The sequence below is a fragment of the Pseudomonas caspiana genome (assembly GCF_040224095.2).
Taxonomy (GTDB): Bacteria; Pseudomonadota; Gammaproteobacteria; order Pseudomonadales; family Pseudomonadaceae; genus Aquipseudomonas; species Aquipseudomonas caspiana.
In genome coordinates this window covers 2,207,938-2,231,193 of sequence record NZ_CP167995.1, presented here as the reverse complement: position 1 = coordinate 2,231,193, position 23,256 = coordinate 2,207,938, and the positions used below count along the sequence as shown (strand labels likewise).

Genomic DNA, 23,256 nt, shown 5'->3' with positions numbered 1-23,256 from the left:
GTCGGCAAAAGCCACGACTGCTTTTTATGGATACCGTAAGCCCGAACGATTATCGGGCTGCTCCACACCGTGAATCGAGACCGTTACTCCATGTCTAAGAAGTCCCGTTCGAAAATCTGGTTTCTTGTCCACAGCTGGCTGGCCCTGCCCATCTGGTTCTTTGTCCTGATCGTCTGTTTCACCGGGACGCTGGCAGTGGTCAGCAAAGAGATCATGTGGCTGGTTAACCCGGAGATGCGCGCCAATCCGCCGTCTGCCGACGCCCCGCGCCTGAGTTTCGAGACGGTCAAGGAGACCATCCAACGTAACGATCCACAGATCAAGGTCGGCAGGATTTCCGAGCCCGACGGTGACTATTTCGCGCTTAACGTTCGGGCAACCTATCCGGGCGGGCGCGCCGTTGTCGCCTATGCCAACCCGTACACTGGAGTTCTTCAGGGTATCGCGCCATCGTTCGACTTCCCTGCATTCACCCGGGCACTGCACGGCTGGTGGCTGGTCCCGTTTACCAACGGGTTCTCCTGGGGCTGGTACATGGTGTCGCTGTTAAGCATTCCTCTGCTGGCTTCGTTGATTACCGGCCTAGTCGTTTACAAAAAGTTCTGGAAAGGCTTCTTCAAACCCACGCTGCGCTTTAACCATGGAGCACGGATTTTCTGGGGCGACTTCCACCGACTGAGCGGAATCTGGTCGATCTGGTTCATCGCCGTCATTTCCATCACCGGGATGTGGTTCCTGATTCAGGCCATTCTGTTTGATAACCAGATCAGCATTTCCAGCCAGTCGCCCATTGCTTCAGTCATACCCCATGCCAGCGTGCCTCTGACCGCAGATGGCAGCCCGGCACCGATGATCAGCCTCGATAAGGCCGTAGAAATCACCCGAGAGAAGATTCCAGGGCTGGAGCCCAGCTCCATCAGCATGCCGCTCAACGCCTACAGCAACATCAGCGTCGCGGGTCGCAGTTGGTACCCACTGATGTTCCAGACTGCAGAAATCAACCCGTACAGCGGCGAAATTGCCACATCCCACCTGCTGTCGGATCGCTCGGCACTGGAGTTCGTCACCGAATCCATGCGCCCTCTTCACACGGGTGACTTCGGGGGGATATGGATCAAGCTGATCTGGACCTTCTTCGCCCTGATTCTGAGCATGATGGTCCTCAGCGGTTTGCTTATCTGGACCAAACGGACCGCTCAGGCAACCGTCAATGCGCTCAAGCGCAGTGAGAAACTCGAACGTGCCAGCGTCAGTCAGCAAACGCTCGCGCCCGTGTCCACCAAGATTCCGGAGAGCACACTGTGAGCAAGGCCGCCGTGGCAACACAACCGTCGAACCTGAGCCGTTTCTGGCATAAATGGCGCTTTCACATCAACATCTTGCTGGTGCTGATCCCGCTGGGCTTCATGCCCAAGTACTTTACCGAAGTGGCCCTGTTCCGCGGCGACAACGGTCTGGGTCAACGTGAGATAGGCGAAGTCCCGGTCGGCCCGTGGAGCATCCGCATGGCGGAGTTTCTTGATGGACCGCCACGTCTGGAAGGCGCCTCCGGCTACACCAAAAGCTTTAATGCGGCGCTGTGTGCCGAATGTGCGGACAAGGTCAAGGCGACCTACCTGCGCATTGGCAAACCCCGCAGTCTGCGTGCCGCCGGGGTCATTTTCTTCGGCTCGCCCTATCGGATGAGCGCCTTCATGCAGATTCCTGAACGCACCGACCCTGACGCCGACCTGTGGATCACCATGGAAGGCTGGGACGGCTCGATGCATCAGGCATCCATTCCGTTATCACAGGCATCCCCGGCCACCGTTGCCTGGCTGAAAAAACAAGGAGTCAAACCATGATCGGCAGACCTAATCTGCGCTGGCTCGGCGTCAGTGCCCGCCACCTCATTGCCGTGAGCTTGCTCGGCCTGAGCACACAAGCGCTGGCACACAACCCGATGTGCGAGTGCAAACAGATCGACAATGAACAGATCCGTTGCACCGGCGGCTTTTCCGACGGCAGTGGCGCGCCGGGCGTGACACTCGACGTAATCGGCTACGACGAAACCATTTTGGTGCCCGGCAAACTGGGTGAGGACTCGACCGTCACGTTCAAAAAACCGGCTTCCGAGTTTTATGTGCTGTTCGATGCCGGCCCAGGCCATGTGGTCGAAATCGACCAAGCCGACATCGAGGCCCCATGAGTACGCCAACCCATCAAGTAGTCCGTCCGGCGGGTGCCGGTCATGAAACGCTTTATGTACTGGCGTTGTGTCTGGTGATCCTGCTGGTTGCCGGGACCGTTATCGGCTGGCACGGGGAAAGTCAGGACGTGCAAAGCGTCGCTGCCCATGAGCTGGATGCCCGGCGCGATCTGACCGCTTCAGAACAAGGTATCTACGCCGATTTGCGCGTCACGCTGGACGAGATTCGCCTGCTGGCACCCGAGCAAGCCACGCCGGTAACGCCGCAACAGCTTAGCGATGAAGGTCTCGCGCCTTTCGTAGAGGACGCCAGTTCAGTTAGCCGTGGCGGCCATGGCTGGCAGATGGTCGATAAGTCCTACGTTGGGCTGAGCCAAGACCCTGCCGTCGCCGGATCGTTTCTGTTGCGCATCGGAGCGGTCGATGACGCTCAGGCCGACATCTGGATCAATCGCAGTCCCTCGCTCAGTAATGGCATTACCGATATCAGCGACAAGGCCCTGATTGCTTCGGGCTGGAAGCAGGTCGTCGCCCAGTTCGATGCAGGTGTTACTCGCCAGCACAAACACTGATCTCCACGCACTCATTTGAAAGAAGACTGCTCGCCCATGCCAATTTCTCTGAAACGCCGACCTTTGCTGCGCGCGGTACTGGTCGGCCTGCTGGCCACCCTCCTCACTCCACTGGCCAATGCCGACGCCAAACGCTTGCGGATCGGCATCACCCTGCACCCTTATTACAGCTATGTCGCCAACATCGTCGGTGACAAGGCCGAAGTAGTGCCGTTGATTCCTGCCGGTTTCAACCCGCACGCCTACGAGCCGCGCGCCGACGACATCAAGCGTATCGGCTCGCTGGACGTCGTGGTGCTCAATGGCGTGGGTCACGATGACTTTGCTGACCGGATGATTGCCGCCAGTGAAAAACCGGATATTGCGGTGATTGAAGCCAACGCCGACGTTCCATTGCTGGCCGCCACCGGCGTGGCTGCGCGGGGCGCGGGCAAAGTGGTCAACCCTCACACCTTCTTGTCGATCAGCGCGTCCATTGCCCAGGTCAACAACATTGCCCGCGAGCTGGGCAAGCTTGATCCGGACAATGCCAAGACCTACACCGCCAACGCACGCGCCTACGGTAAACGTCTGCGCCAGATGCGTGCTGATGCACTGGCCAAGCTGACCAAGGCACCCAACGCCGATTTGCGGGTGGCTACCGTACACGCCGCTTATGACTATTTGCTGCGTGAGTTTGGTCTGGAAGTCACGGCAGTGGTGGAACCCGCACACGGTATCGAGCCGAGCCCGAGCCAACTGAAAAAAACCATCGATCAACTGCGTGAGCTGGACGTAAAAGTGATTTTCTCGGAAATGGACTTCCCGTCCACCTACGTTGAAACCATCCAGCGCGAGTCAGGGGTCAAGCTCTACCCGCTGTCACACATTTCCTATGGCGAGTACACCGCCGACAAGTACGAGAAGGAAATGGCTGGCAATCTGGACACCGTCGTACGCGCCATTCAGGAGTCCGGGGCATGACCGCTGCTGAAAAAATCGCGATCACTGGCAACGGTCCGGGTGTTGATTTCGCGGATGTCAGCCTGACCCTCGGCCGTACCGCGATCCTTGATCGTGTCACGTTCAAGGTCCGCCCGGGCAGCATCCATGCACTCGTCGGCCCTAACGGCGGTGGCAAAAGCTCGCTGATCAAAACCATGCTCGGCCAGATGCCCCATCAAGGGCAACTGAGCCTGCAATGGCCGGGATCACCGGGGCTGATCGGCTATGTGCCGCAAGCACTGGAATTCGACCGCGGCCTGCCGATTACCGTCGATGACTTCATGGCTGCCATGTGTCAGCGCCGCCCGGCGTTTCTTGGCCTGTCGAAGCATTACGCGGCAGCAATCGGCGAAGCATTGGAGCGCGTCGGCATGCAGGACAAACGCAAGCGCCGCATGGGCGCGCTGTCCGGTGGCGAACGCCAGCGCGTGCTATTGGCTCAAGGCTTGATCCCGGCCCCGCAGCTGCTGGTGCTGGATGAACCGATGTCGGCGCTGGATGAAGCAGGTATTCAAGTATTCGAACGCCTGCTCGGGGATTGGCGCAAGGCGGGTATCACCGTGCTTTGGATCGAGCACGATCTGGAGGCCGTGAAGCGTTTGGCCGATAACGTCACAGGCCTGAATCGCCGGGTGTTGTTCGATGAACCGGCAGCCACCGCACTGACACCGGATCGTCTGTTGACCTTGTTCTCTGCTCATCCTCGCGCCGCTGACACAACCCAAGGGAGCGCTGCCTGATGGACTACGAGCAGTTTCGTCTTTTCATTCAAGGCCTGGCGTCGTCCGGCTATTTGCCTGAGGCATTGGCCTACGGTTTCGTGGTCAACGCGTTGCTGGCAGGGTTACTGATCGGTCCCGTTCTTGGCGGCCTTGGGACGCTGGTGGTGGTCAAACGCTTTGCGTTTTTCTCCGAGGCCGTGGGGCATGCCGCGCTGACCGGGGTTGCCGTCGGTATCCTCCTCGGCGAACCGTACACCAGCCCCTATGGCGCGCTGTTTGGCTATTGCCTGCTGTTCGGCATTGTCCTCAACTACCTGCGCAATCGCACTGGCCTGGCGCCAGATACGCTGATCGGTGTATTCCTTTCGGTTTCCCTGGCCTTTGGCGCGAGTCTGCTATTGATTCTGGCGGGCAAGATCAACATCCACATCCTGGAAAACGTGCTGTTCGGGTCGGTGTTAACCGTCAACGGTGGTGATCTGTTGGTGTTGGCAGTGGTTGGTTCACTGGTCATGGGCCTGAGCTTGCCGCTGTATAACCGCATCATGCTGGCCAGCTTCAACCCGCAGCTTGCGGCCGTGCGCGGCGTTGCAGTCAAAGCGCTGGATTACCTGTTCGTGATCCTGGTAACGCTGATTACCGTTGCCGCCGTCAAGGTTATCGGCGCAATTCTGGTCGGTGCACTGTTGGTGATCCCCGCCGCTGCCGCACGGCTGCTCAGCCAGTCACTGAAAGGCTTCTTCTGGATATCGGTGGCCATCGCCACTGTCAGCACCCTGTGCGGCATTCTGTTACCGATCGTTTTCGACCTGCCCGTACCGTCCGGCGCGGCGATCATTCTGGTAGCAGGCATTGCTTTCGCCCTCGCAGCCATCGCTCGCGGTACCGTACCGAGCCTCAAAGGGAATATTGGATAAATGTTGCGTAAATTGACCCTGGCACTGGCCCTATCCGGCCTATTCGTCGCCACCTCCCACGCCGCAGCCACTGCGCCTGAGAATCAAAAACCGGTACGGGTGCTGGCCAGCCTGCCAATCACGTTTGGCCTCGGGCAGATCCTGCTCAAAGACAGCGGCGTGGTGCTGGAGCGCGCTGCCGCAGCCAATCTGCCCGGCTCTCGCCAGACGGCTTACTTCACCGGTCGAGGTGTCGAAGCACTACGCAAATTGTCGGTGGACGCTGACGCGGTGATCGGCCTGCGTTCAATCTGGGCCGATGACCCGCTTTATCCCAATGCGCGCCGCAGCAACATTCGTATCGTCGAAATCGACGCAGCACGACCAGTGGATGGCAGCTTGCCCGGCATTGCCGTGCAGCCGGGCCAGGGCGTGGATGGCCTGAACAGCCAACCGTGGCTGTCGAGCAACAACATGGGCCGTATGGCGGATGTCATGGCTGCCGATCTGGTGCGCCTTGCCCCTGCCGCCAAACCACGTATCGAAACCAACCTGTCGGCGCTCAAGCAGCAACTCCTGAAACTGACTGCCGACAGCGAAGCGAGCCTGGCCAGCGCTGACAACCTCACCGTGGTCAGTCTGTCCGATCATCTGAGCTATCTGATCAGCGGGCTGAATCTGGAACTGGCGGGTACGCAAGTACTGCCCGACGATCAATGGACGCCCGAGGCTCTGAAAAAGCTGACCGACACCCTCAAGGACAATGACGTTGCTCTGGTCCTGGATCATCGCCAGCCACCAGAGCCGGTAAAGGCTGCAATCACGGCCGCTGGCAGCAAGTTATTGGTGTTGACTGTAGATGGTGAAGATCCGCTGGCTGAATTGCAGGGCAACATCGGGCAAGTGACGCAGGCACTGGCCGGGAAAAAATAGCTGTTCGACAGGAGGCGCACTTAAAGCCTTTGTGGGAGCAGAGCTTGCTCCCACAGAAATACCCTGGCCTCACCTACACCTGCAGAACTCGATCAAGCCACCTCAAACGTTTCCAGCCGCCTCAAAGCCGGGCGTTGCGCACCGGACGATGCCACCTTCGGTGACAGACACCCCACCGCCCACGATCACACATCATCTTCAACCCAACAAAACCGGGGCTGTGTTTGCTTGGCCCGGCTTTTGCCTTATCTTGTATATACAGGATGATATAACCCACTATAGCGACAACCCGGATAATCTCCGAGCCGGTCGGCAAAACTACAACCCAAGCAGGAAAGCGCACCATGCCAGCAGCACTTCTACTCAAGCCAGGCCAATTCAACCTCGATCAATTGCGCGCTATTTATCAGCAGCAGAGCCCTTTCGAGCTTGATCCCGCAGCCCGTGAAGTGGTCGACGCCAGCACCCGCACAGTGAATGAAATCATCGCCAACCAACGTACTGTGTACGGCATCAACACGGGTTTCGGTTTGCTGGCGCGCACCTCCATCCCCACCGAGTCGTTGGCCAAACTGCAACGTAACCTGCTGCTTTCACACTGTACTGGCACCGGCCCCTTATTGGACGATGCAAGCGTGGCGCTGATCATGGCGTTGAAAGTAGGCTCGCTCGCGCGAGGTTTTTCCGGGATCCGTTGGGAAGTCATCCAGGCATTAAGCGCGCTGTACACGGCCGGGGTTTATCCGTGCATCCCCTCGCAAGGTTCGGTGGGTGCTTCAGGGGACCTGGCACCGCTGGCGCACATGTCGGCGGTACTGATCGGCGTTGGTCGGGTGCGTCATCAGGGCCGCGAAATGGACGCGGTTGAAGGTCTCGCGCTGGCAGGGCTCGAGCCCATGGTGCTGGGGCCAAAAGAAGGTCTGGCGCTGATCAATGGCACTCAGGTGTCCACCGCTCTGGCCTTGCGCGGTCTGTTTGCCGCCGAGAAGCTGTTCACCGCAGCGGTTGTCGCGGGCAGCCTGAGCGTGGAAGCCTTGAAAGGCTCTGACGTGCCGTTTGACCCACGTATTCAAGCGGTACGCGGTCAACCGGGGCAAATTGATGTGGCGGTGTTGTACCGCGAGCTGTTGGACACCAGCGAGATACGCAAGTCGCACGTCGATTGCGGTCGCGTACAAGACCCGTACTCCTTGCGCTGCCAGCCACAAGTCATGGGCGCATGCCTGGATCACATGCGTTTCGCCGCTGGCGTTTTCCTGCGCGAAGCCAACGCCGTATCAGATAATCCACTGGTGTTCAGCGCGGATGGCGACGTATTGTCGGGCGGTAATTTCCATGCCGAGCCGGTCGCCATGGCATCCGATGTATTGGCGCTGGCGATTTCTGAAATCGGCGCACTCTCGGAGCGCCGTATCGCCCAACTGGTAGACCCGGCGTTGTCCGGCCTGCCAGCGTTTCTGGTCAAGGAAGGCGGTCTGAACTCGGGTTTCATGATTGCTCAGGTCACCGCCGCAGCATTGGCATCGGAGAACAAGACGCTCGCCCACCCCGCCTCAGTCGACAGTTTGCCAACCTCTGCCAATCAGGAGGACCATGTGTCCATGGCGACGTTTGCCGCACGCCGTCTGCTGGACATGGCAGGTAACAGCAGCGCCGTCGTAGCCATCGAACTGCTCGGTGCTGCGCAAGGCGTAGACCTCCACGCTCCGCTGCAAACGTCGGAAAAGCTCAGTGAAGTACTGGCCATGATCCGTAGTGAAGTCCCTCACTACGACGAAGACCGCTATTTCGCCCCGGATATCGCAGCTGCGCGGGCTTGGGTAGAAGGTGGAGCATTCGCTCGCTGGCTACCGTTCGAACGTCTTTACGGCTGATCCCTGACCGCTGGCGACCGGGCAGCCGTTTAGCACGGCGCTCCGTCGCAACGGCGGATAGGATGCCGGTCGTCACATGGATCGAACGACCGGCAAGCACCGTCCTCAGATTTTTGTAAGCCATCGCAGCTGAACAATAATCAGAGGTGAACAATGAGCGATCAAACTCAAAATCCAATCGACCGTAACGACCCGGCGATCGAACCCGACACTGCCCCCGACGCGCCAGCCCAGAAGCAACAAACTCAAGAAAGCGGCGCTCAATCCCAAGGTAAGCCACAGGGTCAGCCTGATACCCAGTTCGAGCAGAATCAGGATTCGGGTGGCAACACCTTTACGCCTGATTACGAGCCTGAAGAAAAACCCGAAAAAGTGCCCAACAATCTGCATCCAACGCAAGGTCGGGATGCAGATATTGATACCGACGGGGGCTAGTCGCTCCAATCAACTTTCATTAGTTTTTTTGCTATTTATGCTCTCGCGGCTTTAGCCGCGAAGGCATTATTTCTGGCAAGAGACATCTGGGCGAATCTACCGCCCGCCCGCCGGTGAAAGCTGGTTCCTCCAAAATCCCGCATACGCCCGACCACAACGCCTCCGCCGCCGAAACATCCGCACACACTCGGTAAAACTTCTCACGTTGTACGACGTCTGACGTTGTGTTCGACTTGCACCGTCTCACTAAAAATAACAATGGAGATCCTCCTTATGGCGAGCACCAGCTCCGTCGATAAAAAAGCTACTGCTGCGCGTGAATCGGTCTTTGCCAAAGTCACCAAGCTCCTTGGCCCTGGCATCATCGCGGTTCTGTCATGGCTGGGTGCCGGTGACCTGATTACTTCTTCAGTGGCAGGTGCCAACTACGGCTACGCCATGATGTGGGTACTGGCGGTCTCGCTGTTGCTCAGATTCCTCATCGTTAACATCATTGCCCGCTTTCAGCTCTGCAATAACAAGGGCATGAGCATTCTCGAAGGCTACGCCCAGCTCCATCCAATCTTTGCCTGGTTCATGCTCGGCTACGCCTTGCTCATGGGCCACTTGATCAACGCCTACATGATCAAAGGCGCAGGCGAAGCACTGGCTATGCTGCTGCATATCAATCAGCCGCTGCTGTGCTCGTTTGCGGTGGTGATCGCGGTCTGGTTGCTGGTGGGACGCAACATCTACACCATGATCGAAGGTGTGATGAAGGGCCTGCTGGCGCTTATGACGCTGGCATTTCTGGCTCTGGCAGTCATGTCCAAACCGGATATGGTGGGCATCCTCAAAGGCACCATCGGCTTCAGCATTCCACCCGATGAAGGTGTACATGGCGCGCTGCTGGTAGCGGTTTCGGTGATCGGCGCGGTGGCAGGCTCCATTGCCAACTTCGTACACCCGTATGTGATGCGTGAAAAAGGCTGGATCGGTCCTCAGCACAAGCGCATGCAGCGTAACGATCTGCTATTCGCAGTACTCGTCGGCATCATCATCAATCTTGCGATCTGGGTAGTGGGTGCGGAAATTCTGCGTCCTAACGGCATCCAGGTGACCAACTTGCAGGACCTGGGCAAAGCCCTTGAAATGTTCTTTGGCTCGGCAGGCTGGTACATCTTCTTCGTGGGTGTGTTCGCAACGCTGTTCGCCAGTATTGCGGGTAAAACCACTGCCTTCCCGATGCTGATCACCGATGCCTTGCAGCACATCCTCCCGAAACGTCGCGAGAAATACGGGAAGGAGTTCCACAAGGACCCAATGCACAAGTGGTTCATGTTGTTCATTCTGGTCACTCCACTGGTGTGGTCGCTGCCTGGCATGCCGGACTTCGTGACCCTGACCATTGGCGTGAACGCACTGAACATCATCGGTCTGCCGATTATCTCGCTGGGCCTGCTGATCATGTCCAACCAGAAAAAGCTGCTCGACAAGGAATACCGCAACAATCTGTTCGAGAACATTGCTCTGGTATTCGCGACAGGTCTGGCGTTGTGGGTAGCGTTCCAACTGGGGGCTGATTTGCTGAGCTAATGCACGAACTTGCTCTTTTAAACTGACGCCATTTCTGTAGCAACTACCGAAGGCTGCGATTGCATCAAGCCAGACACATCGCAATCGCAGCCTTTGGCGGCTCCTACAGTTGATACACCTGCAGCCTTGAAAACATTTGCAACAAACCATTGCACAGCAGCCGCATAAAACAGCAGGATCGTTCCAGCGCCTGCTTCGAGCAGGCATTCCCTGCTCGAATATGCGGAGCCTCGCAGGTAATGGATCAAACGACTTCCCCCACCTCTACCCGGCTCACCTCCCGCGAATTTCGCGGGATGGTCGCCATCCTGTTGTCTATCGCCCTCGCCACACTTGATACCGCCATTGCCAATACGGCATTGCCCAGTATTGCGGCCGATCTGAATGCGTCGCCTGCGGCCTCGGTGTGGGTCATCAACGCTTATCAACTCGCAGCAGTCGCAACCTTGCTGCCCTTCGCAGCCCTGGGCGGCGTCATCGGGCATCGCAAAGTCTATCTGGGCGGGCTTATTTTGTTCGTGCTGTCTTCGGCCTTATGCACGTTTGCCTGGTCGTTGCCATCGCTGACCATCGCACGGGTTATCCAGGGCCTTGGGGCCAGCGCGATCATGGCTGTCAACGCTGCACTGATCAGCTCGATTTTTTCTCACGAGCATCTGGGCCGCGGGCTTGGCATGAACGCGCTGGTGGTGGGCACTTCGTTTGCAGCCGGCCCTACCATCGCCTCGCTGGTGCTGTCCGTAGCCAGCTGGCCCTGGCTATTCGCGATCAATCTGCCTCTTGGCCTATTCGCGCTGGCCTTTGCCTGGAACTCGTTGCCCACCAGTAAGCCCGGCACCCTGACGTTTGATCGACTCACCGCAGTGCTCAGCGTGATCACCTTCGGTGCGCTGATTTATGCCCTCAGTGAAGCGGCGCAGCTGGGCTCCAGCACTGGCGTACTTATCGCGCTCGCAGCGTTTCTGATTGCCGGTGCCGCGATGCTTCGTCGCGAAGCCGGACACCCTGCGCCCATGTTTCCGCTGGATCTGCTCAAGCGACCGATGTTCGCCCTCTCCGCCCTTACCGCATTCTGTTCATTTGCCACCCAGGGCCTGGCGTTCGTCTCGTTACCGTTTTTCTTCGAAACGGTGCTGGGCCGCGATCCGATTCAGACCGGTTTCCTGATGACCCCCTGGTCAGTGGTTGTAGCCATGATTGCGCCCATTGCCGGGCGTTTGTCTGACCGCTACGCCCCAGGAATGCTGGGCGGTATCGGACTGGCGATACTGTGCGCAGGCATGATATCTCTGACCATGATCCCTGCCGACGCCAGCGCGTGGGAAATCGGCATCCGGATGATCATCTGCGGATTAGGCTTCGGTTTCTTCCAGGCCCCCAACCAGAAAGCGCTGATGACCAGCGCGCCCAAAGCACGGGCCAGTGGTGCCAGCGGCACAATCGCTACTGCGCGCTTGATTGGTCAGGCCACGGGGGCAGCATTGGTGGCGTTGAGCTTTGGCATCAGCGGCGAGCATGGTCCGGTTCTGGCCTTGTCCATTGGTGCCGGATTTGCTGCGGTGGGCAGTATTTCCAGTGCGTTACGGCTGGTGACCTCCAGCTCGACCGCAAGCAAAAACTGAACGAACTTCACAGCAACTGAAAAAAGTGCCGTTCGTAGGAAACCTTCTTCAACACTAACCGTCCCAGCTATGATGGCACAAGGCCTCAATACCACCACTACTCTGCGGCTGTACGGAACGTTTATGCATTTATCACTACAAGCCGAAAAACAACGTCTCGCGGCGGTACGCGCCATTCAGTGGCTGGAAACCGCCGCAGACGAGAACTTTGACCGCATCTGCCGACTGGCCGCCGCCTACTTCAATGTTCCAACAGTGCTGGTGTCACTGGTTGAGCAGGAGCGCCAGTGGTTCGCTGCCAGAGTCGGCTTTCCGAATCCGCAGACACCTATCAATCAGTCGTTCTGCGCTCACACGATCAAACAGGACGGCGTGATGCAGGTTGTCGACGCCTGCCAAGATCCACGGTTCATGGACAATGAACTGGTGACGGCTGAAGGTGGCATTCGTTTCTACGCCGGCGCTCCTTTAGTGACGCGAGACGGGCACGCCATTGGCAGCCTTTGCCTCATTGATAAATTCCCTCATCAACTCAGCCACGCCGAAACGCTGGTCCTTCAGGACCTGGCCGAGATGGTGATTTCGCAAATTGAACAGCGACAACAGACCAGCATGTGCCATACCGTCAGCGGCCTGCCCAATCTGCGGCAGTTTCTGAACGACAATGCTGGCCCATGGCTTAATACCGAAACACCGACCCGCATCTTGATGGTTGTCGAGGTTATCGACAGTCAGTGGACTCATGACTTTGCCCTTGAGCACGACTCTGGGTTGATCGGTGCGAAAGCAACCGACATCACTGAGCGTTTGAATCAGGCCCTGGGTGAAAAGCTGACGGCCTATCACATCAGCGAACGGCATTTGTGTCTGCTGCTGCCGGCGCGGCCTCAGGATCAAAGCGAATTGATCCTCACCCTGAGCACACTCGTTTGCGAACCGTGTGCGGAGGATTCGATATCGACGCTGCCCGGCATTCGCATGGGCATTGCCGTCTGCAGTGATGGAAAGCAGTCCATCGGTGACTTGCTGCGCAAGGCTCGTGGCGCTGTGGACTCTGCCGCCCGGGACGGCATGGATTGGTCCATATGGGATGAGGATCCGAATTGCGCGTCGCGACGTTCCGAGGCCTTGATCCACGATGTGGCAGGTGCCTTGTGCAACGGCGAAATTTGTCTGGTATTCCAGCCCCGTTTCAGACTGGAAGATGGTTGCCAGGTCAGCGCCGAAGCGTTGTTACGATGGAATCACCAGATTTTCGGACCTGTATCTCCTGCGGAGTTCATCCCGCTGATTGAACGTTCTGGGCAGATAAGCATTGTGACGCGCTGGGTCATCGACAATGCATTGGCCGCCGCGGCTGGCTGGGCCGACAACGAATCCAAAGTTTCGCTGAATCTCTCCGCGCTGGACTTTCAACACATCGACATCGCCCAGGCGCTGAGAGCCGGGTGCGAGAAACACAACATCGGCGCACATCGAGTTGAAGTGGAAATAACTGAAGGTGAATGGATCAGAGCCAGCAACACTGTGCTGGCTCAGCTAGCAGACATCCGGCAGCTTGGCGTCGATGTTGCCATTGATGACTTTGGCACGGGCTACAGCAACTTTGCATATCTGCATGAAATCCCTGCCAACGTGATCAAGCTGGATAAGTCGATCATCACCGACCTGGAAAACAAGCCACGCAATCGCATCATTGCCCAATCGGTTTTCCAGCTGGCGCATGAACTGGGCTACCGGACTGTTGCAGAAGGCATTGAAACCTTCAAATGCCTGGATCTGGTCAGAGGCTATGGCTGCCATGAAGCACAGGGCTTCTTCCTCAGTCGGCCACTCTCCAACGACCAGATCAAACAGACGACAACGGGCAGTCATTTCCTGCTGACTGCATGAAGCTATAAAAACGGGTGAGCGGGCAGTCTATTCCCCATCCTTATAGGGAGGATAGTCGTCATCACCCTTCACTCGCTTGTTCTCATCGGCGTCGCGGCCGCTATCGGGAGACCCTGCGGGCCCTACCGGATCAACTTGAGGATCTGCAACGTCGGGAGAATCAGGGTCAAAGCCCAAATCCTGCTCGGGGTCGCGCTGATTAGTCGTCATACTCACCTCCAGATAAATGCCCAACAATGTTGGGCTGTCTACCTAAGAAGAAAGCCAGCTCGCAAAGTGCAGCGTAACTGACGAGCGGATCCTCATCACTGCTGCGGCATCGCCGAGGAGTGGTGATTCAGGATGAGCCATTCGCCGTTAATTTTCTGATAAAGGTAGGTGTAACGCGCCTGAACCTGGTGTTTGCTGCCGTCAGCTTCGGTGAGCGTGAAGGTATACACGCCGGTGTCGAGCGCTTTGTTTTCATTCAGGCGGCGAATCTCGCGGAAGTTGATCACGCCGACCGGCTTCAGTAACAGGAAATGGTCAAAGTAATCCTTGATCTCCGCATGGGTGGTACGCACCTTGTTGGACACGGTGGGTTGCAGAATCGCATTCTTCGCATAAAGCGCGGTGACCTTCTCGGAATCTCCGGTCTGCAGCGTGCGGTTCCAGCGCTCGAACAGAGCGGCAATTTCGCGATCTTTAACGTCAGTCGGCTGCCCGGCAATCGTCGTGTAGGAATACGGTTTGACCGGTGCGGTATCCACTGCATGGACCAGCGGTGTTGCCAACAGAGCAATCAGCGTCACAGCAGACATTTTCACGTTGAGCTTCATTTACGGTATTCCTATCGGCTTTTGGTGGAGCTACTGTGCCGCGTCACGAATATCCGGCCATCGGCCGACTGGAGCTATTTGCCTATGCCATTTGGCAGATAGCGACACTGCACCGGAAACGGGTCTAATAGCCCCACTTTTTGCCGAATGGATCCGGCCCCTGTGTTGGAGCAGTACATGCACAAGCCCCCCGATGATTCGGCCAGCGCATTGAACCTGCGCAGTCAATACCGCCAATGGGAAAGCCGTGCAGCGCGTTTGCGACTGCTCGTGGAGACCGGCCAGGAACTCACACGGCTGTCGCCGACGGCCATGCGCCAACGAGCCTTGCAGCGAGCCTGTGCATTTCTGGCCATGGACCAAGGGGTCTTGCTTGAATGGGAAGACGGTTCGGCAGCAGCAATCAGCGCCACCCATGGCAACCCACAGCGTTTTGAAACGCTGACATCGCTTCTTGACCGAACAATCCTGGTACCCGAATGGCGTGTCCAGCCCTGCGCCCAGATCCATTGCCTGCTGCATTTGCCCCTGCTGAATGCAGATGGCGAACCGTTTGCTGCCCTGCTATTGGCCAATAACGCGAACATCGCAGCACCCGACACCGAAGATCTGCAGTCACTTCAATTGCTGGCGACGTTACTGGCCGCGCACCTGGAAAACAGTCGCCTGCTTGATACGCTGTCGGCTCGTGAGCGAGCAATGTCCGAACTGGTTCATCGCTTGTTCAACGCTCAGGAAGACGAGCGCAAGCGGGTGGCCTACGACCTCCACGACGGGCTGGCACAAACCCTGGCCGGGCTGCACCAACGCTTGCAGGGCTTTGCGAGTCGCTGCCCAGACCTTCCGGATCAGCTGAGTCATGAGCTCTCCACCATCCTGCAACTGGCGCAACGTTGCGTGGGTGAAGGCCGACAAGTCATCGGTGGCTTGCGCCCTGTTGTACTGGATGACTTCGGTCTGGTTCAGGCGATTGACAAAGAGGCCGACCGCCTACGCGAGGCGGGCTATGCCGTGCAATGGACGGCCCGGTATGCCGAGCGATTGCCCGACGTGATTGAAATCACCCTGTTCCGCATTGCACAGGAAGGCATCAACAACATCCTCAAGCATGCAGGCCCATGTAGCGTCCGGCTTGCCTTGCAAATGGGGGAATCGCAGGTATCCGTCGTGATTGAAGACCTCGGCCGGGGATTCGCTGCCCGCCCCCCTTCACAACCCGGCTCTACAGACGGGCTGGGACTCACGGCCATGCAGGAGCGCACCCATCTGGTCGGGGGACGTTTCGACTGCGTCAGCTACCCGGGCAAAGGCACACGCCTGAGCGCTGTTGTCCCGCTGACTTCCTCTGAGGTACGCACATGAGCACACCATTACGACTGGTCATGGCAGATGATCATGAGGTGACGCGCGCCGGGTTCCTGTCACTGCTGGCCGGCCATCCGGAGTTCGAAGTGGTTGGCCAGGGTGGCGACGGTCAAGAGGCGCTGGAGTTATGTGAGCGTTTGCGTCCTGATATCGCCATTCTCGACGTCCGCATGCCCATCCTTAACGGCCTCAGTGCCGCCCGCCTGCTCCAACAGCGAATGCCTGAAGTCAAAGTGGTGATGTTTACCATGGACGACAGTCCGGATCACCTTGAGGCAGCAATGGCCGCCGGAGCTGTCGGCTATCTCCTGAAAGATGCAAGTCGCGAGGAAGTCATGGATGCCTTGCGCCGCGTTGCTGCCGGAGAGGACGCACTGAACAGCGCGATGAGCGCACGTCTGCTTAGGCGCATCGCCACCCGCCGCACCTCGGGGGTAACGCCACGGGAAAGTCTGACCGAACGTGAGCGTCAAGTCCTGGGGTTGGTCGCTGGAGGGTTCAGCAATCGGGAAATCGGCGAGAAGCTGGGTATTGCCACCGGAACCGTCAAAGCCCATGTCGAGCGCGTGATCAGCAAACTCGATGCCTCTGACCGGACCCAGGCGGCGGTGCGCGGCATAGCGCTCGGACTGGTTGCACAGCCTGACGGAAACTGGACATGAGTCGCTGGTCAAATCTACCGCTACGGGGCAAGGCGCTGGTGGCGATCGCACTGCCGCTCGTGATCCTGCTGTCATCGTTGGTGTTGATTTACCTTGCAGAAAGACAGACCGCACGAGCAGAAGAGGATGTTCGCCGGGTTCTGTTGGTACAGGGCGACATCCAGACTGTTCATACGCTGCTCGCTGAGGCCGCCGCAGGCGAGCGAGGGTATTTGCTGACCGGCCGTGAAGACTTCCTGCCCGCCTATAACAACGCAAGACCTTTGATCGACGCAGCCCTGAAACGCCTGGATAACAATGTTCGCGATCCGGAAATCCGCGACCGGCTGCAACTCATGACCCCGCTGATCAGGATCAAGCTCGGGGCCTTGGCAAAACTGCGCGAGGGCAACGGCAAGGACCCGGCGCAGGTCACCACGATCCTGATCAACAACAAACAAGTGCTCGACACCCTGCGCGAACAGATCAGCGCTATGCGCGACCGCGAAGCCACATTGCTGGCTGAACGCACTGCCGCCGCCGCAGAAACCCGTGAGCGACTGGTGTTCGCCACCTTGCTGGCCGCGTGCTGCGGGGTGTTTGCCGCCATTGCGGCAATGCTGTTGTTGTCCAGGGGTATCGTCAGCCGCGTCGAGCATGTGAAGCGTAATGCGCAGCGGCTGGCCTTGGGTCATCCGCTGTTGCCGCAACCACCGGAGCAGGACGAAATTGGTCAGCTGGGCACACGTCTGGTGGAAGCCGCGCACTTGTTGGCCCAACGCGAAGGAGCACTGCGCGATAACGAAGAACGCTTGCGTCTGATCATTGATGCAGTCAAGGACTACGGTATTTTCGCCCTTGATGCCAACGGTCGAGTCACCTCATGGAACGTCGGCGCGGAGCGGATCAAGGGCTACAGCGAACAAGAAATCGTCGGCCAGCCGTTTTCGGTTTTCTATTTGCCGGAACAGTGCCCTCAACGCCCGGAAATGGCGTTACGAGAAGCCCGAAGCAAAGGCTATTTCATGGAAGAAGCCTGGCGACGCCGCAAGGATGGCAGCCGGTTCTGGGCCAGCGTGGTCATCAGCGCCCAGTACGACAGCAGTGGCACCTTGCGGGGATTTTCCAAGGTGACACGCGATATCAGCGATCGCCATGCGGCCGAAATCGCTTTGAGCGCAGCCCGGGAAGAGGCCGAACGCGCCAGCCGCGCCAAGAGTGAATTCCTGTCGCGCATGAGCCATGAACTGCGTACCCCCTTGAACGCCATTCTTGGCTTTGCGCAATTGCTGGAGATCGATCCTCAGCCAGCTCAGCGTCAGCAAATCGGACACATCCTGAGGGCTGGTCAGCATTTACTGACGCTAATCAACGAGGTGCTCGACATTACCCGCATCGAATCAGGGCACCTGCCGGTCAATCTGGAACCCATAGCTCTGAACACCGCATTGCAGGAAGCCCTCGCCCTCGTCGCCCCCATGGCCAGTGAAGCGCGAATTCGCATCGCTCCCCTGCCGATGATCCGCCACGAAGAAGGTGTGATTGCCGACCGACAGCGCTTGATGCAGGTGCTGCTGAACCTGCTGTCCAATGCCATCAAATACAATCGTCCAGAGGGAGAAGTCGCTATTCAGGTTGCGCGAAACGAGCAACAGGTCACGGTAACGGTGTCAGACACAGGGCCAGGCATCGCCAAGGATCAGTTGCACAAGCTGTTCCGGCCGTTTGAGCGTCTGAACGCAGACCATAAGGTCGAGGGCACCGGTCTGGGACTGGCGCTAAGCAAGAACCTCCTGGAAATGATGGACGGTAGCCTTGATGTACTGAGCGCAACAGATGCAGGCTGCCGTTTCACGCTGAGTCTGCCACATACCATCATTCGGTCAGACACCGCAGTGCCAGCTTTGAAGCCAGACACGGTAATAGATGAACCAGAGAAATCGGCTGACGGGTATCGGGCCAGCGTACTGTGTATCGAAGACAATCTGGCCAGTCTGACGCTGATTGAAACCCTGCTGCAGCGACGACCAGGCATCCAGCTGCTTTCAAGCATGCAAGGGCAGATGGGGCTGGATCTGGCGACTCGACACACGCCCGACCTGATTTTGCTGGACATCAACCTGCCCGATATTTCCGGCATCAAAGTCCTGCGACGCCTGCGTAATGCGGCGCAAACTGCACATACCCCGATCCTGATGATGACCGCCGATGCCACATCGATAACCCATCGCATACTGCGCGAGGCGGGCGCGACGGCCATCCTGATCAAGCCGATCAATGTCCGGATGTTTTACGACCAGATTGACCAGTTCCTCACGGAGCCTTTATGACCCAAGATCTACGTATTCTGCTGATCGACGACCAGCGGGCCAACCTGGAGCTGATGGAACAGTTACTGGCCCGCGAAGGACTGCTTAACGTCCTGAGCACTACTCAGCCGACTCACACGCTTGAACTGTTCAACAGCTTCGAGCCGGATCTGGTGATTCTCGACCTGCACATGCCTGAATTCGATGGTTTTGCGGTGCTCGAACAACTGGGTCGACGTATCTCGCCCCATGAGTACCTGCCTGTTCTGGTGCTGACCGCCGATGCGACCCGTGACACCCGAATACGCGCATTGGCATTAGGTGCAAGGGACTTCGTCAGCAAACCACTGGATGCCCTGGAAACCATGCTCCGGGTCTGGAACCTGCTCGAAACCCGTGTCCTCTACAAAAGCTTGCGGCAGTTGCTGCCAGCGGAGCAGATTGAGTTCCTGCAGCAGCGACGTGGAGCAAATCTGTAGAAGCCCACAAGCAACGTGAGGCAGAGATAGCGTTTTATCTGGAGCTGGGCCATCGCTGGCCTCATTACCTTCGAGGATGTCCACACGACTGCGCTGAGTACGGACTGCGGTTTTATCGCAGGTAACGACAGCGTCCAGATTGCAGTTTGCTCAGGCTTGGCGCTCACTGCCTTGGGCAGTGCCGGAAACAGTCGGTGTTACACGTGCGCTGATCTCATTACGCAGCAGTCGGGCCAGTGCTTCAACCGAATAGGGCTTCTGCAGGAAGGTAAATCCCTGGGAATTACCCTGAGCCAAAGCAGGACTGTAACCACTGGTCAAAACGATAGGCAGCTTCGGGTACAAACGCTGCACTTCAAGAGCCAGCTCTACGCCATTCATACCCGGCATCACAACATCGGAAAACACTGCGTCGAAGGTATCGGCTCGTTCCGCCAATACCGCCAGAGCATCAACTGCATTCCTGGCCCAGTGGATGTCGTACCCCAACTCCCGCAACGTCTGGCTGGAAAACTCACCGATCGCAGGATTGTCCTCAACCACCAGCAAGCAGGCACCCTCACCACTGGTTTGAAGCTCCACCTCCATCGCGGCATATTCGGCACTCGACGTGGCCACTGATCGCGGCAGGTAGAGCGTGAACTGGCTGCCTTTGCCTAACTCACTTTCCACCACGACTTCGCCGCCAGACTGTTTGGCAAAGCCAAACACCTGAGATAACCCAAGTCCCGTGCCTTTGCCAACGTCTTTGGTGGTGAAGAACGGATCAAAAATTCGGTCCAGTTGGTCTGGCGCAATCCCCGATCCAGTATCAATCAGCGACACCGCCACATAATCACCGACTAGCTCGGCATGGGTGCGGCGCGCAGGAATTTGCTGTACTGGCTCGACAAAGATTCTCAGCGTGCCCTCACCGTTCATGGCATCCCGTGCGTTGACCGCCATGTTAATCAGCGCCGTATCGAACTGCCCGGCATCGGCATTGATATAGCACGGCTGCGCAGGAAGCTCGACCAGCACCTTGATCCGCGCTCCGGTCAGCGAACCGATCATCTCGCCAATAGCCCGAACGCTCTTGCCTACCTCAAAAACTTCAGGACGCAGGGTTTGTTGGCGGGAGAACGCCAGCAATTGCCCGGTCAATTTGCTCGCCCTGTCAACTGCATCGGAAATGGCGTCGATGTAGCGGCGACGTCGCTCCTCATCCAGATTACGCTTGAGTAAATCCGTTGATGCCTTGACCACGGTCATCAGGTTATTGAAGTCGTGAGCCACGCCACCGGTCAATTGCCCAACGGCTTCCATCTTTTGCGACTGGCGTAGTGCAGCTTCTGTGCGGCGCAAGGTTTCGGCAGCCTCACGCTCAACCTGTACATCGCGACCTACGGCATGGATGTAGGACTGATCCGGCACTGCCGCCCAGGCTATCCAGCGATATGAACCGTCTTTGTGCAAATAGCGATTCTCGAAACTGGAGAAGCTGATGCCTCGAGACAAATCGGCAGCAGCGGCAGCCGTGATCACATCGTCTTCAGGGTGCAGAAAATCCAGGAACGACTTGCCCACCAGTTCGTCGTCGGACCAGCCCAGCACCTGCGTCCACGCAGGATTGACCGCGACGATATCGCCAGCGAAACCGGCGATCAGCATCAGGTCCGTAGACAACCGCCAGATCCGGTCACGATCCTGCGTGCGGGCCTCGACCCGCTCTTCCAGCGTGGCATTGAGCTTGCGCAGATTTTCTTCGGCAGCGCGGGTTGCAGTGATATCGCGGGAAATACAGAGGATTTTTTCCACAGCACCTGCCGCATCGAACATCGGCGTAACCTGTACATCCCACCACTTCGGGGTGCCCATATAGGTGTTGGCAAATCCCTGAAAGCGACCTGCCAGTCCTGCTTTGGCATTGGCGATGGCAGCCTTGGCGTCAAGATGCCCTTGATCCTGCCAGAAGTCTGGCCACGGGCAACCACGCACGGCATTGAAATCACCTATTTCCATGACACGCATGCCGCCTTCGCTCATGAACGACAGCTTGCCTTCCAGGTCGATGACCTTGATGCAATCGTTGCTGCTGGCCAGTACGCGACTGTTGAATTCTTCGGTATCACGTAATGACGACTCGATACGCCGGGCCTCAGTCACGTCCTTGAACAGCATCGCAATTCGGTTATCGGCATACTCATCGACTTTGTAGGCGTAAATTTCATACCAGCGCCTGCCCAAGGCGACGGCAGGCGCATTGAACCCTATCGGGTCGCCACTCAACACCACTTGCGCATAGGCTTCAAACCATGGCACCGGGCGACCTTCGGCGATGTCCCGCATGCCATGAACGATCCGCTGTTTGAGTTCAGTCATGCCCTCAAAAGCAGCATTTACCTCAACGAAATGACAGTCCGACAGCGCATCATCTGCATACGAAACTTCGAGTACGCAAAAGCCGATATCAATACTACTGAACAGTGCGCGATAACGTTCATCGCTGGATTGGAGTTGCTGGTCTACACGCACTGAATGCGTCGTTTCGACGGTATGGCAGAGCACGCCCAATACAGACTCTTCACGCTCGTCGTAAACCGGCGAAAACGAGAATGTCCACCAGGTCTGCTCCTCTACCCCATACCGAGCCATGCTGATGGGCTGGTTTTCATAGCGGCTGGCCTGGCCAGCGAACGCCAACTCCACCAGTGGTCGCACCTGTTCCCATGCGTCGGCCCATAGCGTGGTTATGCTTTGCCCCAAAGCACCGTCCAGTCGTGGGCCGAGAATAGGCCGGTAAGCATCGTTGAAGAAGAAGTTGAGATCCTTGCCCCAGATCAGATAAAGGCTTTCCGGCGAGTTGAGCATCACGCTCAAGGTCGAGCGAATGGTCGCAGGCCACTGTTCCATGGGTCCAAGGGGGGTCGCAGACCAATCGATGGATCGAATGGCAGCGCCCGTCTCTCCGCCGGGGAGGATGCGTGAAGCCGGGCTGATGAGAGAAGGCATGGGCATTTACTACTGGGGCGTCACAAGACGAGGATGATCGGCCGCATCAGCGGAACATGACCGCTGATTCTGGAGTGCTAGCGAACAAGTGGCAACCAGCACGAAACGTTTGTGCGTGCGATCACTTGTCGCACACCGATTGACTCCCGAGACGCCAGATCGTTCTGCGCGCTCTGCCCCGACTCACACAAGCGTTGCGACACAAGGCTGCCATATACTGACGGGCCGCACCCGCACTTAAGGAATGAATGCCAATGCGCGCCCCGTCCTCAGCCATCGTTCTCGAGCGTTTTACCGAGGCACACGCCGAAGGTGTCACTGCGCTGTACAACGTACCCGCAGTCGCCCGGCAGGTGCTGCAAATGCCTTTTCAATCCCCTGACATCTGGCGCAAACGCCTGGACGCCAGCAATGAACGCTTGGTCAGTCTCGTGGCTTTGCACGAAGGGACTGTCGTTGGGCAAGGTTCTCTCGAGCAATTTTCCCGTATTCGTCGCAGCCATTGCGGCTCGATTGGTATGGCCGTCGCCCAAGACTGGCAAGGCCGGGGGATCGGTAAACAGCTTTTGAGCGCGTTACTGGATATCGCCGATAACTGGATGAAACTGCGCCGCGTCGAGTTGACGGTTTATTCGGACAATCAGGCAGCGGTGATTCTTTACGAGAAGCTGGGCTTCGAAACCGAAGGGCTGCTGCGCGACTATGCCGTGCGCGATGGTCAGTTCAGCGATGCGCTGACCATGGCGCGTATTCGTCCGTGAACGGAGCTCCTGGCTTATCTTCCGGGCGAAACCAGTGCAATTAATGGTATCCAGAGACTCGCCCGGCAATCCCTGACGCTGAAACGATTAACCCTTCATTCAATATGTTTCAGGTTTTTACGGAACTCGCCCGACTGGCCATCCCCTAAGCCTTCAAGCCAGCGGTCTGGCAGGGCGTCGTCCCGATAAGCCAAAGAA

21 protein-coding genes are annotated in these 23,256 nt (G+C 57.8%); 18 read left to right on the top strand and 3 right to left on the bottom strand.

Annotation, left to right across the window (positions count from 1 at the left end):
- Positions 1–90: 90 nt before the first annotated feature.
- From ABRP31_RS10255 to ABRP31_RS10195, 13 genes are all read left to right on the top strand, one after another.
- Positions 91–1,305, top strand: a complete 1,215-nt coding sequence (locus tag ABRP31_RS10255) for a PepSY domain-containing protein (protein ID WP_087266058.1) — start codon at positions 91–93, stop codon at positions 1,303–1,305.
- Entirely contained in the window at positions 1,302–1,844 is a 543-nt protein-coding gene (locus tag ABRP31_RS10250) for a thiamine pyrophosphate-binding protein (protein WP_349970871.1), read from the top strand. Before ABRP31_RS10255 ends, ABRP31_RS10250 begins: the two co-directional genes overlap by 4 nt.
- Positions 1,841–2,188, top strand: a complete 348-nt coding sequence (locus tag ABRP31_RS10245) for a hypothetical protein (protein WP_087266061.1) — start codon at positions 1,841–1,843, stop codon at positions 2,186–2,188. Before ABRP31_RS10250 ends, ABRP31_RS10245 begins: the two co-directional genes overlap by 4 nt.
- Positions 2,185–2,760, top strand: coding sequence for a DUF6162 family protein (locus tag ABRP31_RS10240; protein WP_087266063.1), 576 nt, complete (start codon positions 2,185–2,187; stop codon positions 2,758–2,760). Before ABRP31_RS10245 ends, ABRP31_RS10240 begins: the two co-directional genes overlap by 4 nt.
- Before the next feature lie 36 nt (positions 2,761–2,796).
- Positions 2,797–3,723, top strand: a complete 927-nt coding sequence (locus ABRP31_RS10235; RefSeq protein WP_087266065.1) for a metal ABC transporter substrate-binding protein — start codon at positions 2,797–2,799, stop codon at positions 3,721–3,723.
- Positions 3,720–4,484 (top strand): metal ABC transporter ATP-binding protein, encoded by a 765-nt coding sequence (locus ABRP31_RS10230; RefSeq protein ID WP_349970872.1) that lies wholly within the window; start codon positions 3,720–3,722, stop codon positions 4,482–4,484. Before ABRP31_RS10235 ends, ABRP31_RS10230 begins: the two co-directional genes overlap by 4 nt.
- Entirely contained in the window at positions 4,484–5,383 is a 900-nt protein-coding gene (locus ABRP31_RS10225; protein WP_087266069.1) for a metal ABC transporter permease, read from the top strand. The genes ABRP31_RS10230 and ABRP31_RS10225 overlap by 1 nt, the downstream gene beginning before the upstream one ends.
- Entirely contained in the window at positions 5,384–6,295 is a 912-nt protein-coding gene (locus tag ABRP31_RS10220) for a metal ABC transporter solute-binding protein, Zn/Mn family (RefSeq protein ID WP_349970873.1), read from the top strand.
- A 344-nt stretch (positions 6,296–6,639) separates the two neighbouring features.
- Positions 6,640–8,169, top strand: coding sequence for a histidine ammonia-lyase (hutH, locus tag ABRP31_RS10215; protein WP_349970874.1), 1,530 nt, complete (start codon positions 6,640–6,642; stop codon positions 8,167–8,169).
- 153 nt (positions 8,170–8,322) lie between these two features.
- The gene (locus ABRP31_RS10210) at positions 8,323–8,604 is read left to right on the top strand and encodes a hypothetical protein (protein WP_349970875.1); all 282 of its coding nucleotides are present in this window, start codon (positions 8,323–8,325) and stop codon (positions 8,602–8,604) included.
- 273 nt (positions 8,605–8,877) lie between these two features.
- Positions 8,878–10,179, top strand: coding sequence for an Nramp family divalent metal transporter (locus ABRP31_RS10205; protein WP_349970876.1), 1,302 nt, complete (start codon positions 8,878–8,880; stop codon positions 10,177–10,179).
- Positions 10,180–10,475: 296 nt separating this feature from the next.
- On the top strand, positions 10,476–11,801 hold the full coding sequence (locus ABRP31_RS10200) for an MFS transporter (protein WP_349971005.1): 1,326 nt from the start codon (positions 10,476–10,478) through the stop codon (positions 11,799–11,801).
- Positions 11,802–11,924: 123 nt separating this feature from the next.
- A complete protein-coding gene (locus tag ABRP31_RS10195) occupies positions 11,925–13,694 on the top strand; it encodes an EAL domain-containing protein (RefSeq protein ID WP_349970877.1) in 1,770 nt (589 codons plus the stop codon).
- Positions 13,695–13,721: 27 nt separating this feature from the next.
- Here the strand turns inward: ABRP31_RS10195 and ABRP31_RS10190 are convergent, their stop codons facing one another.
- Both ABRP31_RS10190 and ABRP31_RS10185 read right to left on the bottom strand, forming a co-directional pair.
- Positions 13,722–13,904, bottom strand: a complete 183-nt coding sequence (locus ABRP31_RS10190) for a DUF6021 family protein (RefSeq protein ID WP_087266081.1) — start codon at positions 13,902–13,904, stop codon at positions 13,722–13,724.
- A gap of 95 nt (positions 13,905–13,999) precedes the next feature.
- Positions 14,000–14,512 (bottom strand): SgcJ/EcaC family oxidoreductase, encoded by a 513-nt coding sequence (locus tag ABRP31_RS10185; RefSeq protein WP_349970878.1) that lies wholly within the window; start codon positions 14,510–14,512, stop codon positions 14,000–14,002.
- Positions 14,513–14,689: 177 nt separating this feature from the next.
- Here ABRP31_RS10185 and ABRP31_RS10180 point away from each other — a divergent pair, with 177 nt between their 5' ends.
- The 4 genes from ABRP31_RS10180 to ABRP31_RS10165 are packed head-to-tail and all read left to right on the top strand — an operon-like array spanning position 14,690 to position 19,306.
- The gene (locus ABRP31_RS10180; protein ID WP_349970879.1) at positions 14,690–15,874 is read left to right on the top strand and encodes a sensor histidine kinase; all 1,185 of its coding nucleotides are present in this window, start codon (positions 14,690–14,692) and stop codon (positions 15,872–15,874) included.
- On the top strand, positions 15,871–16,539 hold the full coding sequence (locus tag ABRP31_RS10175) for a response regulator transcription factor (protein ID WP_349970880.1): 669 nt from the start codon (positions 15,871–15,873) through the stop codon (positions 16,537–16,539). Before ABRP31_RS10180 ends, ABRP31_RS10175 begins: the two co-directional genes overlap by 4 nt.
- Positions 16,536–18,848: an ATP-binding protein gene (locus ABRP31_RS10170; protein WP_087266085.1), complete on the top strand. Its 2,313-nt coding sequence runs from the start codon at positions 16,536–16,538 to the stop codon at positions 18,846–18,848. Before ABRP31_RS10175 ends, ABRP31_RS10170 begins: the two co-directional genes overlap by 4 nt.
- A complete protein-coding gene (locus ABRP31_RS10165; RefSeq protein ID WP_349970881.1) occupies positions 18,845–19,306 on the top strand; it encodes a response regulator in 462 nt (153 codons plus the stop codon). The genes ABRP31_RS10170 and ABRP31_RS10165 overlap by 4 nt, the downstream gene beginning before the upstream one ends.
- A 150-nt stretch (positions 19,307–19,456) precedes the next feature.
- Here ABRP31_RS10165 and ABRP31_RS10160 read toward each other — a convergent pair whose 3' ends face one another.
- The gene (locus tag ABRP31_RS10160) at positions 19,457–22,297 is read right to left on the bottom strand and encodes a PAS domain-containing protein (protein ID WP_349970882.1); all 2,841 of its coding nucleotides are present in this window, start codon (positions 22,295–22,297) and stop codon (positions 19,457–19,459) included.
- A 254-nt stretch (positions 22,298–22,551) separates the two neighbouring features.
- Here ABRP31_RS10160 and ABRP31_RS10155 point away from each other — a divergent pair, with 254 nt between their 5' ends.
- A complete protein-coding gene (locus ABRP31_RS10155; RefSeq protein WP_372489359.1) occupies positions 22,552–23,058 on the top strand; it encodes a GNAT family N-acetyltransferase in 507 nt (168 codons plus the stop codon).
- Positions 23,059–23,256: the final 198 nt, after the last annotated feature.

Bases quoted from the DNA above. Each gene is read 5' to 3' on its own strand.
- ABRP31_RS10255 (WP_087266058.1), top strand. From the start codon at position 91: ATGTCTAAGAAGTCCCGTTCGAAAATCTGGTTTCTTGTCCACAGCTGG.
- ABRP31_RS10245 (WP_087266061.1), top strand. From the start codon at position 1,841: ATGATCGGCAGACCTAATCTGCGCTGGCTCGGCGTCAGTGCCCGCCAC.
- ABRP31_RS10240 (WP_087266063.1), top strand. From the start codon at position 2,185: ATGAGTACGCCAACCCATCAAGTAGTCCGTCCGGCGGGTGCCGGTCAT.
- ABRP31_RS10235 (WP_087266065.1), top strand. From the start codon at position 2,797: ATGCCAATTTCTCTGAAACGCCGACCTTTGCTGCGCGCGGTACTGGTC.
- ABRP31_RS10230 (WP_349970872.1), top strand. From the start codon at position 3,720: ATGACCGCTGCTGAAAAAATCGCGATCACTGGCAACGGTCCGGGTGTT.
- ABRP31_RS10225 (WP_087266069.1), top strand. From the start codon at position 4,484: ATGGACTACGAGCAGTTTCGTCTTTTCATTCAAGGCCTGGCGTCGTCC.
- ABRP31_RS10220 (WP_349970873.1), top strand. From the start codon at position 5,384: ATGTTGCGTAAATTGACCCTGGCACTGGCCCTATCCGGCCTATTCGTC.
- hutH (WP_349970874.1), top strand. From the start codon at position 6,640: ATGCCAGCAGCACTTCTACTCAAGCCAGGCCAATTCAACCTCGATCAA.
- ABRP31_RS10210 (WP_349970875.1), top strand. From the start codon at position 8,323: ATGAGCGATCAAACTCAAAATCCAATCGACCGTAACGACCCGGCGATC.
- ABRP31_RS10205 (WP_349970876.1), top strand. From the start codon at position 8,878: ATGGCGAGCACCAGCTCCGTCGATAAAAAAGCTACTGCTGCGCGTGAA.
- ABRP31_RS10200 (WP_349971005.1), top strand. From the start codon at position 10,476: ATGGTCGCCATCCTGTTGTCTATCGCCCTCGCCACACTTGATACCGCC.
- ABRP31_RS10195 (WP_349970877.1), top strand. From the start codon at position 11,925: ATGCATTTATCACTACAAGCCGAAAAACAACGTCTCGCGGCGGTACGC.
- ABRP31_RS10190 (WP_087266081.1), bottom strand. From the start codon at position 13,904: ATGACGACTAATCAGCGCGACCCCGAGCAGGATTTGGGCTTTGACCCT.
- ABRP31_RS10185 (WP_349970878.1), bottom strand. From the start codon at position 14,512: ATGAAGCTCAACGTGAAAATGTCTGCTGTGACGCTGATTGCTCTGTTG.
- ABRP31_RS10180 (WP_349970879.1), top strand. From the start codon at position 14,690: ATGCACAAGCCCCCCGATGATTCGGCCAGCGCATTGAACCTGCGCAGT.
- ABRP31_RS10175 (WP_349970880.1), top strand. From the start codon at position 15,871: ATGAGCACACCATTACGACTGGTCATGGCAGATGATCATGAGGTGACG.
- ABRP31_RS10170 (WP_087266085.1), top strand. From the start codon at position 16,536: ATGAGTCGCTGGTCAAATCTACCGCTACGGGGCAAGGCGCTGGTGGCG.
- ABRP31_RS10165 (WP_349970881.1), top strand. From the start codon at position 18,845: ATGACCCAAGATCTACGTATTCTGCTGATCGACGACCAGCGGGCCAAC.
- ABRP31_RS10160 (WP_349970882.1), bottom strand. From the start codon at position 22,297: ATGCCTTCTCTCATCAGCCCGGCTTCACGCATCCTCCCCGGCGGAGAG.
- ABRP31_RS10155 (WP_372489359.1), top strand. From the start codon at position 22,552: ATGCGCGCCCCGTCCTCAGCCATCGTTCTCGAGCGTTTTACCGAGGCA.